This is a genomic window from Candidatus Igneacidithiobacillus taiwanensis, assembly GCF_031962545.1.
GTDB classification, from domain to species: domain Bacteria; phylum Pseudomonadota; class Gammaproteobacteria; order Acidithiobacillales; family Acidithiobacillaceae; genus Igneacidithiobacillus; species Igneacidithiobacillus taiwanensis.
In genome coordinates this window covers 19975-33782 of the sequence record NZ_JAVRKK010000007.1, presented here as the reverse complement: position 1 = coordinate 33782, position 13808 = coordinate 19975, and the positions used below count along the sequence as shown (strand labels likewise).

General features: G+C 60.5%; 16 protein-coding genes. 5 read left to right on the top strand and 11 right to left on the bottom strand.

The genetic code is table 11. The features are described from left to right. Positions 1-77: 77 nt before the first annotated feature. Together RTI30_RS02205 and RTI30_RS02200 are read right to left on the bottom strand one after the other, a co-directional pair. Entirely contained in the window at positions 78-1889 is a 1812-nt protein-coding gene (locus RTI30_RS02205; protein WP_312261899.1) for a DEAD/DEAH box helicase, read from the bottom strand. Positions 1890-1950: 61 nt separating this feature from the next. Further along, positions 1951-2574 (bottom strand): hypothetical protein, encoded by a 624-nt coding sequence (locus tag RTI30_RS02200; RefSeq protein WP_312261901.1) that lies wholly within the window; start codon positions 2572-2574, stop codon positions 1951-1953. A 118-nt stretch (positions 2575-2692) separates the two neighbouring features. Between RTI30_RS02200 and RTI30_RS02195 the strand changes: the two genes are divergently transcribed. The 3 genes from RTI30_RS02195 (at position 2693) to RTI30_RS02185 (ending at position 5005) form a co-directional block, all read left to right on the top strand. Further along, on the top strand, positions 2693-3700 hold the full coding sequence (locus RTI30_RS02195; RefSeq protein ID WP_312261903.1) for a sodium:calcium antiporter: 1008 nt from the start codon (positions 2693-2695) through the stop codon (positions 3698-3700). Positions 3701-3773: 73 nt separating this feature from the next. Further along, a complete protein-coding gene (locus tag RTI30_RS02190) occupies positions 3774-4709 on the top strand; it encodes a hypothetical protein (RefSeq protein WP_312261905.1) in 936 nt (311 codons plus the stop codon). 8 nt (positions 4710-4717) lie between these two features. Further along, on the top strand, positions 4718-5005 hold the full coding sequence (locus RTI30_RS02185; protein WP_312261907.1) for a zinc ribbon domain-containing protein: 288 nt from the start codon (positions 4718-4720) through the stop codon (positions 5003-5005). A 29-nt stretch (positions 5006-5034) separates the two neighbouring features. Here RTI30_RS02185 and RTI30_RS02180 read toward each other — a convergent pair whose 3' ends face one another. From RTI30_RS02180 to RTI30_RS02140, 9 genes are all read right to left on the bottom strand, one after another. After that, complete coding sequence (locus tag RTI30_RS02180) at positions 5035-5403, bottom strand: hypothetical protein (RefSeq protein ID WP_312261909.1); 369 nt, start codon at positions 5401-5403, stop codon at positions 5035-5037. Between the two features lie 67 nt (positions 5404-5470). Further along, positions 5471-6490 carry a CDP-6-deoxy-delta-3,4-glucoseen reductase gene (locus RTI30_RS02175; protein WP_312261911.1) on the bottom strand — a complete coding sequence of 340 codons (1020 nt, stop codon included), beginning with the start codon at positions 6488-6490 and terminating at the stop codon, positions 5471-5473. Further along, the gene (rnt, locus tag RTI30_RS02170) at positions 6487-7146 is read right to left on the bottom strand and encodes a ribonuclease T (protein WP_312261912.1); all 660 of its coding nucleotides are present in this window, start codon (positions 7144-7146) and stop codon (positions 6487-6489) included. The genes RTI30_RS02175 and rnt overlap by 4 nt, the downstream gene beginning before the upstream one ends. Then, positions 7143-7925 (bottom strand): ABC transporter permease, encoded by a 783-nt coding sequence (locus tag RTI30_RS02165; protein ID WP_312261914.1) that lies wholly within the window; start codon positions 7923-7925, stop codon positions 7143-7145. The genes rnt and RTI30_RS02165 overlap by 4 nt, the downstream gene beginning before the upstream one ends. 76 nt (positions 7926-8001) lie before the next feature. Then, positions 8002-8850 carry a M48 family metalloprotease gene (locus RTI30_RS02160; RefSeq protein WP_312261916.1) on the bottom strand — a complete coding sequence of 283 codons (849 nt, stop codon included), beginning with the start codon at positions 8848-8850 and terminating at the stop codon, positions 8002-8004. 85 nt (positions 8851-8935) lie between these two features. Further along, positions 8936-9568: a dethiobiotin synthase gene (gene bioD / locus RTI30_RS02155; RefSeq protein ID WP_312261918.1), complete on the bottom strand. Its 633-nt coding sequence runs from the start codon at positions 9566-9568 to the stop codon at positions 8936-8938. Next, complete coding sequence (bioC, locus tag RTI30_RS02150; RefSeq protein ID WP_312261919.1) at positions 9565-10410, bottom strand: malonyl-ACP O-methyltransferase BioC; 846 nt, start codon at positions 10408-10410, stop codon at positions 9565-9567. The genes bioD and bioC overlap by 4 nt, the downstream gene beginning before the upstream one ends. Continuing rightward, on the bottom strand, positions 10407-11150 hold the full coding sequence (locus RTI30_RS02145; RefSeq protein WP_312261920.1) for an alpha/beta fold hydrolase: 744 nt from the start codon (positions 11148-11150) through the stop codon (positions 10407-10409). Before RTI30_RS02145 ends, bioC begins: the two co-directional genes overlap by 4 nt. Then, positions 11141-12310 carry an 8-amino-7-oxononanoate synthase gene (locus RTI30_RS02140; RefSeq protein ID WP_312261922.1) on the bottom strand — a complete coding sequence of 390 codons (1170 nt, stop codon included), beginning with the start codon at positions 12308-12310 and terminating at the stop codon, positions 11141-11143. Before RTI30_RS02140 ends, RTI30_RS02145 begins: the two co-directional genes overlap by 10 nt. A gap of 89 nt (positions 12311-12399) precedes the next feature. On the opposite strand from RTI30_RS02140, the gene RTI30_RS02135 reads away from it, so the two are divergent. Next, a complete protein-coding gene (locus RTI30_RS02135) occupies positions 12400-13107 on the top strand; it encodes a ComF family protein (RefSeq protein WP_312261924.1) in 708 nt (235 codons plus the stop codon). Next, complete coding sequence (gene trmL, locus RTI30_RS02130; RefSeq protein WP_312261926.1) at positions 13104-13586, top strand: tRNA (uridine(34)/cytosine(34)/5-carboxymethylaminomethyluridine(34)-2'-O)-methyltransferase TrmL; 483 nt, start codon at positions 13104-13106, stop codon at positions 13584-13586. Before RTI30_RS02135 ends, trmL begins: the two co-directional genes overlap by 4 nt. Positions 13587-13808: the final 222 nt, after the last annotated feature.

The window sequence follows — 13808 nt, the reverse complement described above, 5'->3', positions numbered from 1 at the left end:
TCCATGCAGGGTGGCACTTGCCACCCTCCCCCTTGCGGGGAAAACACTTGCCGGCCCGGGTTTCTGAGCCGGTATTTTTATGTCCGCCGTTCGCGTTTACGCGTTGTCGGACGCGGCGACCGCCGCTCTTCTCCAGCAGCAATCGCCGGAGATTTCCGCTTTATTCCCGCGCGCGGCGGCTTGCTGGCCGCGCCAGCATCCTCTCCCGTCAACGGACGGATCTGCAAGGGACGCCCGCAGACCCAAGTCTTTTTGAGGTGCTCCAGTATCGAGCCATGCAGGTCGGCAGGAAGCTCAACGGTACTATGGTCGCTAGCGACCTGTACTTTGCGAATCAAGCGGCTGGGCAAGCCCGACTCGTTGGCAATCGCGCCCACGATGTTCTTTACCTGGGCGCCATGCTCCTCGCCCACGTCCAAGCGATACGCCCGCATTGCCGGGGCGCCGTCACTCGAAGACGGTTCACTCGCGCGTGGCCGGCGTGGACGTTCCTCAGCGTCGCCGTGTCGCTCCCGACGTGGCCGTTTTTCGGCGGTAGCCGAATCCAGGACGGCGCTGGGGCGGGTTTCCGGCTCTGGCAACAAGGGTTTGTCTTTCTGGACCAAAAACGCCAAGGCCGCAGCGATCTCTCCCAAACCCACATCGTTTTCTTCTTGATACTCGGCAATCAAGGCCTCAAAGGGGCTCAAATCCTGACTACCGATCACCTCCTGCAGCTGCTCTTTGAATTGGGCAACACGGCGGTCGGCGACATCGGCGAGACTTGGCAAATGCATGGGCTCGATGCTCTGCCCGGTGGCCCGTTCGATGGCCTTGAGCAGATAGCGCTCCCGCGGTGCGACAAAAAGAATGGCCTCGCCTTTACGGCCCGCACGACCCGTGCGCCCAATACGATGCACATAGGCCTCGGTATCGTTGGGGATATCGTAGTTGATGACATGCGTGATCCGCTCGACGTCGAGGCCGCGCGCGGCGACATCAGTGGCAATGACGATGTCGAGGGCGCCAGACTTGAGGCGCTCGACGGTCTGTTCGCGTAGCGCTTGGCTCATGTCGCCGTTCAAGGCTCCGCAGGCGTAGCCTCGCGCTTCTAGGCGCTCGGCAAGCTCAACCGTGGCCGTCTTGGTACGCACAAAAATGATCCAGGCGTTGCTGTCTTCCACCTCGAGGATCCGGGTCAGGGCATCGAGTTTGTGGGTGCCGCTCACCTGCCAGTAGCGCTGGCGAATGGCCGACACCGTCGTCGTGGCACTTTTGATCTTGATCTCGACGGGATCGCGCAAGTAGGTGCGGGCAATGCGGTGAATGGCGGCCGGCATGGTCGCCGAAAAGAGCGCGACTTGGCGCTGCTCCGGGGTGTGATGCAGGATGTCTTCGACGGCGTCGATGAAGCCCATACGCAGCATTTCGTCTGCCTCGTCGAGAACGACAGCCTGTAATTGGTCCAGCTGCAAGGTACGGCGGCGCAAGTGGTCTTGGATTCGCCCCGGGGTTCCCACTATCACCTGGGTGCCGCGCGCCAGCTGCTTGAGCTGCAGCCCCATGGATTGGCCGCCATAGATGGGCAACACATGAAATCCGGGCAGATATTTGGCATAGCTCTGCATGGCCTCTGCCACCTGAATGGCAAGCTCGCGCGTGGGCGTAAGGACGAGAATCTGCGGGAAACGCCGCGCGCAATCCACCCGGCTGAGCAACGGCAAGGCGAAAGCCGCGGTCTTACCGGTGCCGGTCTGCGCCAAGCCGATGACGTCTTGCCCGGCGAGCAGCGGCGGGATGCTCTGGGCCTGGATCGGGGAGGGCTGCTCGTAGCCAATCTCCTGCACCGCACGCAGGATCGGCTCGGCAAGCGAAAAATCACTGAAACGCTGTGCAGTTTCCTGTCCCATCTCCCTACTCCCTCGGCAAGCGAGTGCGCACTATACGCCAATTCATGCGTACATGCATGATTCAGTCATCGGCCCAAAGCTCGTGTAGGGCGGCGGCGATGCCCGCATCCGCCCCCGGCCCAATCGGCGTGCGACCCGGGAAAAAGCGATCGCAAAAGGCATAGGCAAAACTCACGTCCTGCAAACCCAGGCTGCCAAACAGGCGATTTTCCCAAGATTGGTCGTCGGGATGGGGAAGCAGCGTAGGCCAGGCATCCGGGGCGGCGGGTTCGAGGATGGGCCCAAAGAAAATAGCGCCGGGCTTATTGCGCAGCCGCAGGGCACAGGAACCTGCCGTGCGCCCGGACATGGGGAGAAAATCGATGGTGCGGGTGAGGCGCAGCTTGCTGTCGAGGGCAACGTCCAGCTCCACACCCAGGGCCTTGCCTTCCGCCGGCTGGGCCACCAGGCGCAAACCACGCTCCCGCCAGGAGACGAGGTCTTGGGCGCCAAAGCGACTGGGAAGAAAGAGGACCGTTGGCGGCGCGAGGGATGCCAGTTGCTGCCAGGTCTCTTCGCAGTGCAGCGGTGCGTTGACCAGGATGCCGCCAGCATCTTCGTCGGCAATATAGTAGACCGCCGGGGTCTCTTCCCCACCTTCTACATGATAGATGCGGCGATCAAAAAACTGACAGAGTTCCTGCATGACACTTCCCCTGGTTGAAGCGTCCAACCTTGGCGCAAAAATGCGGGTCTCGCAAGGTCTAGGCGCCCCCGCATCCTGCGGCTATCCTAAGGCGTTTACTTACTGCGGAAACCGATCCATGGATATCGTCCAGCTTCTCCTTGCCTTGGTATTGATTCTCTTGGCTGCAGAGCTCTTCACCAACTCTTTGGAGCACTTGGGCGATCGTCTGGGTCTTTCGGAGGGCGTAACCGGTTCCATCTTTGCCGCTGTCGGAACCGCTCTGCCGGAAACCATGGTGCCACTGGTGGCGGTCTTTGCCTCGAGCAGTCTCGCTAGCCCGCAAGTTGGTGAAGAGGTGGGTGTTGGCGCCATTCTCGGCGCGCCGATGATGCTCTCCACCCTCACCCTTTTCCTAATGTCGCTCTTTGCAGCCAAACAGCGGGGTTGGCTGGGCACCCTGACCCCGGAACGCAGCGGCCTGCGGCGCGATCTCTCGTGGTTTCTGGCCGCCTTCTTCCTCGCCACGGTGGCGCTCTTCATCCCCCATCACGGCAGCGCCATACGTGGCGCCATCGCCATCGTGCTCGTGCTGTTCTACTTCTTTTACTTGCTACTGACCCTACGCGCGTCCGCAGCGCTGGTCGCCGACGGACATCAAACCGAGGCCGAAGCCGCTTTGTACCTAACTCGCCTGGGTTTGCCCGATTGGTTGCTGGTCATCCTGCTGCAACTCGGTCTCGGGCTCGCGGGCATCATCTACGGGGCCGAACTTTTCGTGCACGGAGTAGAGCACTTGTCCAAGCTCTTCGGCATTTCCGCCCTGCTGCTGTCGCTGCTGATCGTGCCGATCGCCACCGAATTGCCGGAAAAAATCAATAGCATTCTCTGGATTCGGCGCAAAAAAGATACCCTCGCCTTTGGCAACATCACGGGTGCCCTCGTTTTCCAGGGCTCTCTGCTCCCCGCCATTGGCGTATCCCTCACGCCCTGGACACCAACGGCGCCGGTATTGGTCGGTGCCCTGCTCACCCTCACCGCCGGGGCCTATACCCTGATCTTGGCCTTGCGGAGTCACCCCTTGCGGCCGGTACATTTTGTCCTCAATGGCGCGCTCTATGGAATATATTTTGTGATCATCAGCTAAACAGACAGTCGTATCGTAATGCGTCTGCGGACGGCCTTTGCTATGCTTGCGGCTGCGCAGCCAAGGAAGATTTATGTTCCCGCAACCCAATAATAGTCACGGCGATTTGTCTTTTGGCCTGCTCCTGCAGGCTTCACGCGGAGTTACCCTCTGGCGTCCCAATATCGTTTACGGCGGTAGCTTGGTAATTGGGGCGATTTTCTGGGAGGCCCTAACCGACTGGAATCCTGGACCCGCCGGTGAATTACTCGGTGCTCTCTTTTTTGGGCTGGCCCTGCTCATTGGCTATCTCGCCGCAGGACGCATGCTCATTTTCCATGCCCGCGGCGAGCGCAATCTCGGCATTTGGCGCAGCCTGTTCTTTGCAGCACGCACTTGGCCACGGCTATTACTGCTGGTCCTGATGGAGGCTTTGCTCCTCTTGGGTATTGGGGTGGTCGAGGTCCTGGCCTTTGGCTTGACGCAACTTCCAGCTTTTGGCGCTTACCTCGTTGTTCCCCTCTTTCCCCTGAGTGTACTGTTCAATGCGGTATTGTTGATCCTCGCTCTCATCGTTTTCAACCTCTCCGGCCCCGCGCTTTGGCACGGCGAGGGGGTTGGCAAGGCCCTGCGCCACACCATCACCATCGCCAGTAACCGCCCGGGGGCAGTGTTATTGATGATGTTGTTATTGGGGGTACTCAGCGGCGCCGTTGCCCTGATCGTGATTGTGGTGCTATACGGCGGCTACGCGCTGACGCTGGCGGTGGCAGCCCCATTTCTGGGATCGGCACTGTTCAGCAATGGCGGTGGCGAGGCACTACTTTTGCAGTGGTTGCCCAGCATGGATGTGGCTGCGCAGTGGCAAGCTGCAGTATCCCCGATCGTGCACTGGACCCATAGTGGCCAGCGTTTAGCTTGGTTTCTGGCTGGCATTCTTACCTTCCTCCTACCCAACGTAGTATTTCTATTGGGTATGGCACATCTATATCTGGAAGCTCTCGAACTTGAGGCGCCCAACGATCTATGAGGGACTTCGTGAAGAAACTACAACGGCAGTGGGAACTGGAAAAACAACGTTGCCAGAGCTGCGGCATGCCACTTTGTTTTGACCCGGAGGGCGGCGGCAGCGAAACCGACGGCAGTCGGAGCAAGAAGTACTGCAGCTTTTGTTATGCCAACGGCCAATTCAAAGAGCCACAACTCGAGATGGCACAAATGCAGCAGCGCGTGCGCAATCTGTTACGAAAGAGAAACCAGCCCTGGTACATCCGCGCTTACATGGCGCATCGTATTACGACGCTGGCGCGCTGGCGGAGAAAATAAGGGGGCGGAAACGCCCCCTTGTGCATGCATCAGATACTGTTGCGTGGACGACGACCGCGTCGCGGCTTGAGCTCCTGCATCAATGCCTCACCGCGCTTATGCAGTTCCTGCATCTTGGCCTCATTGCCATCTACTTTTTCGTAGACCTCGGCAACCGCGGCGAGTATCTGTGTTGCCTCCCAACCGCTCGCCAAGCGCGAAATACGATCGACCAACATGCGTCGCTGGGCGTCACGTTCGCGCTTGAGCTTGGGATTTTCCTGCAAACGGCGCTTTTGCTCTTCGAGCTTGGCCATTTGCTCTCGTAACCGCGCTTCCATCTGTTGCCGTTTGGCTTCGAGATCCGCCAAACGCTCCTCCGCCGTTCGGCGGTGCCTTTTCCGAACCGTATTTTCCATTTGCTGAGCTCCCTTGTCACATAGCCATGTTGGTGTTTATTCATCGACACCAATACGCGCGATTATGTCAGGGATTTTTTGCCTTCGCAAATACAAAGGCATCAGAAAATATATAGTTGGAATCGAGACCGGCCTGCTGCAGACGTTGCGATAAGTCAGACACCATATCTGGATGCCCACAAAGATAGGCGGCGAAATCTTTTGGTGTCGGGAAATCAGCAAGAATCGCCTCGGTTATATAACCGCTTCTGCCCGTCCACGCGGCATCGGGGCGCGAAACTATCGGCGTAAAGTGAAAGTTGGGATACGCACTCTGCCATTCCTGTAACAGTTCTTGATAATAAAATTCTGGCGCGTAGCGTACCCCCCAGTACAGATGGATCTCGCGCTGCTCTCCTTTGGTAAAGAGTTGCTGCAGCATGCCCTTGATCGGCGCAAAGCCAGTACCAGTAGCTGCCATGAGCAGCGGCCTTTCGGGAAACTCTTCGCGAATGAAGAAAGTACCCAAGGGGCCTTCAAAGCGGAGAATGTCTTTTTCTTTCATGCCAGAAAAGACGTGACCGGTGAACTGACCCCCAGGTACGTGCTTGATATGCAGTTCCAACAGTCCCTCCGAGTTGGGAATATTGGCGAGAGAAAAACCGCGACGACTGCCATCCTTGAGGAGGATATCGATGTACTGCCCTGGCAAGAAATGAAACTCCTGACTGCTGGGTATTTGCAGAAACAGTGCCCGCACCTCGGGTGCCAAATCGACAATTCGCGCTACACGCGAAGGCAGGGTTTTGATTTGAATCCCCGCTGCTGCCCCCACTTCTTTTGCCTCGATGCTCAGGTCGGTGAGGGGCGTCGCCTGGCAGAAGAGGGCATACCCGGCTTCCATTTCGGCATCGGTTAGCATTTTAGCGTCGACTTCACCGTAATCCACCGAACCAGAGAGAATTTTTCCTTTACAGGTGGCACAGGTTCCACTGCGACAACTATAGGGTAGGGTATAGCCATGCCGTAAAGCGGCCTCGAGAATGGTCTCGTTGGCCGCAATGTCCATTTCATGGCCGCTAGGTTCAATGCGCAATCGGTAACTCATGAAACACTCCTGTCGGAATCCGCGGGGACATTCCCCGCCTGCATGGGACGGAAGGGAGACAGCTCACTTTGATCGAATCGGTTGAGTATCCAGCAAAACAGTTGCGCAGTTTTCTCGGCATCATATAAGGCCGAGTGCGCCTGTTTTCCATCCCAATCCAATCCTGCCTTGCGCACCGCTTTGGCAAGCACGGTTTCGCCCAAGAAAAGGGCCGACAAGCTGACGGTGTCGAGGGTACTGAAGGGATGAAAAGGATTGTTTTTGAGATTTTCTCGTTCTGCCGCGGCAAGAAGAAAGGAAAGATCAAAATTGGCATTGTGTCCGACCAACACGGCGCGACGACAGCCCTGCTCCCGCACCTGGCGCCGCAGGGTACGAAAGAGGTCGCGCAGGGCCTCACCTTCGGAGATGGCGCCGCGCAGAGGGTGGTGTGGGTCGATGCCGTTGAAGGCCAGAGCGCGAGGGTCGAGGATAGCATTGGCAAAGGGCTGCAAATGATAGTGCAGGGTTTGTACGGGCTGCAGCGCGCCACTCTCGCCGGCGACCACCACCGCGGCAATTTCGAGCAGGGCATGCTGCTGACAGTCGAAACCGGCCGTCTCGACATCAACGACCACCGGCAGAAACCCGCGCACCCGCTCGGCAATTTTCGTCATACTGCCTCCTGCCGCGTGCTAAAACGCAGCGCTCGTGGCCCCGCAAGCACCACGGCACTGGTCACGCTGATGCTTACCGCCGCGGTGAGCATCAGCATGACGATGAGTTGCATGGAAACAGCGGCGAGGGGCGCCATTCCCGCCAGGATCATGCCGGCGGTGATGCCCGGGATGTGGATCATGCCTACACTCTTGAGGCTATCGAGAGTGGGAATCAACGAGCTGCGCACGACGATGCCATAGAGCTGTCGCATCGACTGGCGTTCATTGGCCCCCAGGGCGAGCATGGCGAGCAGGAGATCTTCGCGCTGATCGATCTCACTGCGCAGTCGATTCAAGGCCAGGGAGACCGCATTCATGGCATTGCCAATGATCATGCCCCCGATGGGTACTAGGGACTGGCCCTGCCAAGTGACGAGCCCGGAGGCGAGCATCCACGCCAGGGTCAAACTCGCGGCCAGAAAAATGCTGGCGGTGCCGATCCAATAGGCATGGGGAATGCCTGCTCCGCGTTTGCGGTTGAAAAAGCCCGCCACAAAAATCATCAACGCTAGAAACAGGATGAGTAACGGGGGAGACTGTTGTCGGAAGAGCCATCCCAGCACTAGGCCCATGAGGGCGAGCTGAACCGTAGCACGCAAGGCCGACCACCACAGTTCGCCACCCACCCCCAAACGTTGCCAAGCCGAAATCGCCCAGGCGGTGCCCAACAGGCCAAAGGCACCGGTAATTGCCCAGGGAGAGAAGCTATGGAATAGATTGGCCGCGGCGTAGGTCATGACCATTTCGCTGGAGAAAGGAGCGAGAGTATAGCAAGAATCTACTCTTGCCGTATTGCTGCTATGCCTTTGCCGGTCAAATTCGCTCTTTCTGCAATGCGGCGATGCGTTCCTCGAGGCTTGCTCTCCCAAAAAAGACATCTTGCTTGACGCTGAAGGGAGAAATACTGGCCAAGGGATCGCTAACATTGCAGGGGGTGATCGCGTAATTACGGAGCGCGGAAATCATCCCGGCACCACCAACCTGCTCTGCGGCAAAACGATCGGCAGCAATTTCCCGTCGCCGCAAAAATCCCGATAGAGGCGGTAGGGAGAGGAAAAAAAACAATGCCCGCAACAGGACGCGCAAGGGCTCTGCGCGCTTACGCTCCGCGCTGCTTCGGGGTTGTCGCATCGACAGCAGGGCGATGAGAATAATGACGCTCTGAAGGAGTTGCATGCCCACCATGTCACCCGAGTAAATATGCCCCATCTCATGGGCGAGAATGGCGCGCAATTCGGCGTCGGAGGTCCGCTCTAGCAACGTGCTGGAAAGTAGGAAAAAAGCGCTGTGGCGACTGGTGCCGAGGACAAGGGCATTCGGTACGGGAGAGGGGAACTGATAGATCCGAGGCGCAGGCAATCCCAGACGCAAGGACAATTCTGCAACGATCTGCCCCGCCAAAGCAGCACGTCCGCTACTCGCAAGAGGTTGCAAAAAAAGCATCCGTCGCACAATCCGCGGCACGAGGAGCCAGGAAAGCAGAGAAACCGACACGCCTACAAGGAAAAAGACCGCGGCCAATGTCCACCAAGGAAAACGCTCTGCCGTCATCGCGCAACACAGAGAGAGCACAACCGTAACGATGTAGAGGCAGACGACAGCCACTGCACTCAGCAGTAGATTACTGACTACCAGCAAAACCCAAGCCCTGACCCACGCCATTGCACGCTCCCATCTTGCTTTTTGCGGCGCGACAGCCCTATTTCTGGGCCTTGCCTGTGCGTTGAGTGTAGCCGGTATCTGTATGCTACGGAAGGGAGATGGTAGAGAATTCACGGCTGCCGTGGGCGATTTCTCCCAAGCAGGGGCCGCGCATCCAGCGCTGCAGACTCTCTTGCGTGCCGCTGGCTACCTGCGGCTGGCAGTGATTGGCAATCCACCCGGCATAGGGTACGCCGCGCTGAAGGATCACTGCCTCGCTCAGCCGCGCATGGTTGATGGCCCCAAGCCGCAGACCCACGACCAGGATGAGCGGAAAACCGAGTTCCTCGGCCCAGTCGAGGGTGTCCCAGTCGTCCCCCAGGGGTACCAAGATACCACCAGCGCCCTCAACAAGGGTGAAATCGACTTGGCGCCCACGCACGAAGGCGTTGAGATGCTGGCGATCGAGCACCTGTCCGGCCTCGCGCGCCGCCCAATGCGGTGCAATCGGTGGCGCAAAACGGTAGAGATTGCAGTCGGCAAGGGTCAGGGGGGGCTGGCTCGCCGCGCGCAAGGCTTCGATATCCGCCCAACTGCCGTCGGCTTCTTGTCCCGAGGCAAAGGGCTTGAGGGCCGCCACCCGTTGCCCCCGGGCCGCGAGGTAGCGTGCCAGCGCCGCCGTAACCCAAGTCTTGCCGACCTCGGTATCGGTGCCGGTAATAAAAAATCCCTGACTCATGGACGCGACTGCCGCGGTAGAAAATGCAAGGGTTGCAGCTCGCCATCGCTGCGCAGTGCCGCCGCCCAGGCATGGGCGTGAACGACCTCGTAGTGCAGGGGCAGCTTACCCGTTGGGGTACGGAAGGCCTCGTAGGCGGCGCGCAGCCGCTGCAATTTGCGCGGGGTAAAGAGCCCCGGACGGGCATGCGCGCTAGCGGCACCAATGCCGCGCAGGTCGCGCAGCAGGGCATCGAGGTCATCGTACTGCAGCTCGTAGTGTTCAACATCCAGGACCGGATCGGCAAAGCCCGCTTGCACCAGGGCATCGCCGAGGAGGTGCATGTCGAGAAAATCGTGCACATGCGCTTCGCCGTCGACTTCGGCAAATGCTTGACGTAGTTCGCGCAGGCTGTCCGGGCCCAAGGAGCTGCACAAAAGCAAACCCTCGGGCTGCAGGACTCGGCGCATTTCCCGCAGGGCGGGTAGCGGATCGGGCAGCCACTGCAGCAATAAATTACTGAAGATCATCTGCAACATGGCGCCGCGCACAGGCAGGGCCTCGGCATCGCCTTGCAGAAACCACTGGCGCTGACGCCAGGATTTGCGCCGTCGCGCCTCCTGCAGCATCGGCAGGGCGAGATCGAGGGCAATGACCCGAGCGCGCGGGAAATAGCGGTTGAGCCGACGACTCTGCAGCCCGGTGCCAGCCCCTAGGTCGAGCAGGTACTGCGGGTCGATCTTCAGCAGCGGTAAGCGCGCCAACATTTCCTGACCGACTTGGTCTTGCAGGGTGGCCAGGGCCTCGTAGTTGGCCGCTGCTCGGGAAAAATGGCGCTGCACCAAGCGTTTTTGCAGATTCATTGCCAGAAGACCTCGCGCAGGGCAGCGGCACAAGCGGCAGGCTGAGAGAGAAAGGGAGCGTGGCCGGTGGGAAGGCGCCGTAGCACGCTACCGGGCAAGGCGCCATGGAGATACCCACTGGCCGCGGGCGGTACGATGCGGTCGTAATCGCCCGCAAGAAGGAGGACGGGAAAGAGCAAGGGGCGCAAGGAGCTACGCAGATCCTGCTGCTCTAAAAAGCCCAATCCCGCTTGCAGACAGACGGGATCGGGCAAGGGCCAGTCCTCCACTCGCGGCAGTTGCCGGCGTGCCTCGGCATCCCCCAAGACCTGCAGGGCGAGAAAACGCCGCCGCACCGCCGCGGCGTCGGTCGCCAACTCGCGGGCAAAGGCTTGCAGTTGCGCGGTCGGGATACCCGCCGACCAATCCCGACGCTGGGCAAAGCAGGGGCTGCTGGCCACCAGTGTCAGACCGGCAATGGGCGGCTGCGGACGCAGAGCCAGAGCGAGGGCCAGCAGACCGCCCAAGGACCATCCCAGGAGTATTGGCGGCGCCGCTAGTTTTGCCAAAAAGTCGTGCAGAGCAGATAGCTCCATCTCCCAATCCCAGCCCGGGCAGGGGCGCTTGCCGTGCCCCGGCAGATCCCAAAAGTCGACAAGAAAATCCTCCTCCAGGGCGGGCAACCAAGGGGTAAAGACTTGCCGATCCATGCCCCAGCCGTGGAGCAAGACCAGGGGCGGTTTGGCGCGAGCTAAGCGCACGGGCGCTCCAGGGCATGCACAAGCCGATCGATGTCTTCGGCGCTATGGGCGGCGCTGAGACTGATGCGCAGGCGCGCCTGTCCTTTGGGCACCGTTGGCGGCCGTACCGCTGGGCAGTATATACCGGCGCGGCGCAGGCTCGCAGCCGCCGCCAGAGCCGCTTCATTGCTCCCCAACAGCAACCCCTGAATGGGCGTGCTACTGGGCAGGTAGGAACGCCCGGCGAGCCCAGCCTGCAGTCGCTGCACCAGCAACTGCAGGTGTTGACGCCGATCTTTCCCCCGGCGCAGCAAAGGCAAAGCGGCCAAGGTCGCGGCCGCCAGCGCCGCTGGCAGGGCGGTATGGAAGAGATAGCTGCGCGCCGCCTGCTGCAGGTAGCAGATGAGGGTAGTAGAACCGGCAACGAAGGCGCCGTAGGTGCCAAAGGCCTTACCGAGGGTGCCGATGCGCAGGGTCAAGCCGTTGGCGGCGCACTGCCAATGTTCGCAGCTACCCCGCCCCTCCTCGCCCAAGACACCAAAGGCATGCGCTTCGTCGAGAAGCAAACCGGCGTCGTAGCGCTGCGCCAGTTCGAGTAGATCCGGCAGGGGAGCGAGATCCCCATCCATGCTGAACACTCCCTCAGTGACGATCCAGGCTCGTCCCGAACGGGGACGGCGCAGTAGATTTTCGAGATGGGCGAGATCGTTGTGGCGGAAGCGCTGCAGCCGTGCGCCGCTGAGCCGCGCGCCATCGATGAGGGAGGCGTGGGCGAGACGATCGAGGAAGATTTGGTCCTGGGCGGCGACGAGGGCGCCGAGAACCCCTAGATTGGCGAGGTAGCCGGAGCCGAAAAGGAGCACGGCTTCCACCCCCAGCCAAGCGGCCAGGGCGGCGGCGAGCTCGGCGTGTTGCGGGCGTTCGCCACCGAGGAGCGGGGCTGCGCCAGCGCCCAGTTCTGGTGCCGCGAAGCTGTCCTGTGCCGCCCGCCGCAGGGCCGGATGTCGCGCCAGGCCTAAATAGTCATTGCTGGCAAAGGATAGGAGCAGGTTCCCCGAGGCATCGCGGTAGAGGGGACGCAAACCCGGCTCGGCCTGCAAGACTTCTGTCTGCCGCAACAAGCCGGCCTCGCTGCGCTCTGCCAGGGCCTGCGCCCATTCGTCTTCTCTTGTGGCTTGCATCGGCACGGTATAGGGGAGGGACTCTGCCTTGTCAACGGCGCCGCAAGCGACAACAATGACGACCAATGAGGGCAGAGGAAAGGCTGCGTGTGGGGTTGGAGACTTGGGGAGCGGCGTGCGCACGATGGGGTCAGCAGAAGCTGCTGCCTTGGTTGCTACCGGAGTCCTGCCGAATTTGCGCGGCACCGGGGGCGGCACTCTGCGCGGATTGCCTGCGGGAGTTGCCGCGCCTTCCTGCCGATCGTTGCAGCTGGTGTGCCCTACCGGTGAACGACGCCGGTGACTGTCCCGTATGTAGCGTCGAGGCCCCCAGCTACGACTATACCTTCTGCCCCTTTGTCTACACTTCGCCCTTGGCAGAAGCTATCCGTACCTGGAAATTTCACGACGGACTCGACTGGACCCGCCCCTTGGCCAAGGCCTGGATCGACGCATGGGAAACACCGCCGCCGCGCCCGGAGGCCCTGCTGCCGATACCCGCGCACCCCGCCCGTTTGCGCGAACGCGGCTACAACCAAGCGGCACTCCTCGCCCACCACTGGGGGCGGAGCTATGGGGTGCCGGTGCGCGATGTATTGCGTCGGGTGCGCAATACCCCGCATCAAGTGGGCGGTAGCCGTGATCAGCGGCGGATCAACCTGCAGTCGGCCTTTGCCGTGCGCAGTCGCCTGCCCGCCCACGTCGCTCTTGTTGACGATGTGATGACCACTGGCAGCACCGCCGAAACCCTCGCCCAACTGCTACGCCAGCACGGGGTAGCGCGGGTGGATTTGTGGATTTTGACGCGCGCCCTATGAATCCACATGCTTGGCTGGAGATTGTGCTCTATCAACCCGAGATTCCCCCGAATACGGGCAATGTCATTCGCCTCTGTGCCAACACCGGGGCCGGCCTGCACCTTGTCGAACCCTTGGGCTTTGCCTGGGACGATCGACGCTTGCGGCGGGCCGGGCTGGATTATCACGAATTTGCCACGGTTGTCCGCCACCCTTCCTGGACCGATTGCCGGGCCAGTCTGGCCGGGCGCCGCTTTTTTGCCTTCAGCACCAAGGGGCAACCGGGCAGTTTTGCTGCCACACGCTTTCAGCCTGGGGACGTCTTGGTCTTTGGCCCCGAAACCCGGGGCTTGCCCGAGAGCATTCTCGCCGAGTTCTCGCCCGCCCAGTTGCTCCGCCTGCCCATGCGCGCCGGGCAGCGCAGTCTCAACCTGTCGAACAGTTGCGCCGTCGCCGTCTTTGAGGCCTGGCGCCAGCTCGGCTACCCCGAAGGTGCATAAAGCTGTCATAAAAGTGACATAAAAGCTTCGTCAAAATGTCACAATCCTGGTGTAAAGTTTTGGCCTACAACGTGTATAGCCGCTACCCAGGAGTACTCCGTGCGCACAACGACCCTGCAAGACAGTGATATTGCCGAGGCGCTCAACACCGCGCGCTTCAGCCCCTTCCACCTCAAGGCCATTGGGGCCTCTTCCATGGGCTTTTTACTTCGGCCTATGATC

Bases quoted from the DNA above. Each gene is read 5' to 3' on its own strand.
- bioD (WP_312261918.1), bottom strand. From the start codon at position 9,568: ATGAGTCAGGGATTTTTTATTACCGGCACCGATACCGAGGTCGGCAAG.
- RTI30_RS02190 (WP_312261905.1), top strand. From the start codon at position 3,774: ATGTTCCCGCAACCCAATAATAGTCACGGCGATTTGTCTTTTGGCCTG.
- RTI30_RS02195 (WP_312261903.1), top strand. From the start codon at position 2,693: ATGGATATCGTCCAGCTTCTCCTTGCCTTGGTATTGATTCTCTTGGCT.
- RTI30_RS02175 (WP_312261911.1), bottom strand. From the start codon at position 6,490: ATGAGTTACCGATTGCGCATTGAACCTAGCGGCCATGAAATGGACATT.
- RTI30_RS02205 (WP_312261899.1), bottom strand. From the start codon at position 1,889: ATGGGACAGGAAACTGCACAGCGTTTCAGTGATTTTTCGCTTGCCGAG.
- RTI30_RS02165 (WP_312261914.1), bottom strand. From the start codon at position 7,925: ATGACCTACGCCGCGGCCAATCTATTCCATAGCTTCTCTCCCTGGGCA.
- RTI30_RS02160 (WP_312261916.1), bottom strand. From the start codon at position 8,850: ATGGCGTGGGTCAGGGCTTGGGTTTTGCTGGTAGTCAGTAATCTACTG.
- trmL (WP_312261926.1), top strand. From the start codon at position 13,104: ATGAATCCACATGCTTGGCTGGAGATTGTGCTCTATCAACCCGAGATT.
- RTI30_RS02180 (WP_312261909.1), bottom strand. From the start codon at position 5,403: ATGGAAAATACGGTTCGGAAAAGGCACCGCCGAACGGCGGAGGAGCGT.
- rnt (WP_312261912.1), bottom strand. From the start codon at position 7,146: ATGACGAAAATTGCCGAGCGGGTGCGCGGGTTTCTGCCGGTGGTCGTT.
- RTI30_RS02200 (WP_312261901.1), bottom strand. From the start codon at position 2,574: ATGCAGGAACTCTGTCAGTTTTTTGATCGCCGCATCTATCATGTAGAA.
- RTI30_RS02140 (WP_312261922.1), bottom strand. From the start codon at position 12,310: ATGCAAGCCACAAGAGAAGACGAATGGGCGCAGGCCCTGGCAGAGCGC.
- bioC (WP_312261919.1), bottom strand. From the start codon at position 10,410: ATGAATCTGCAAAAACGCTTGGTGCAGCGCCATTTTTCCCGAGCAGCG.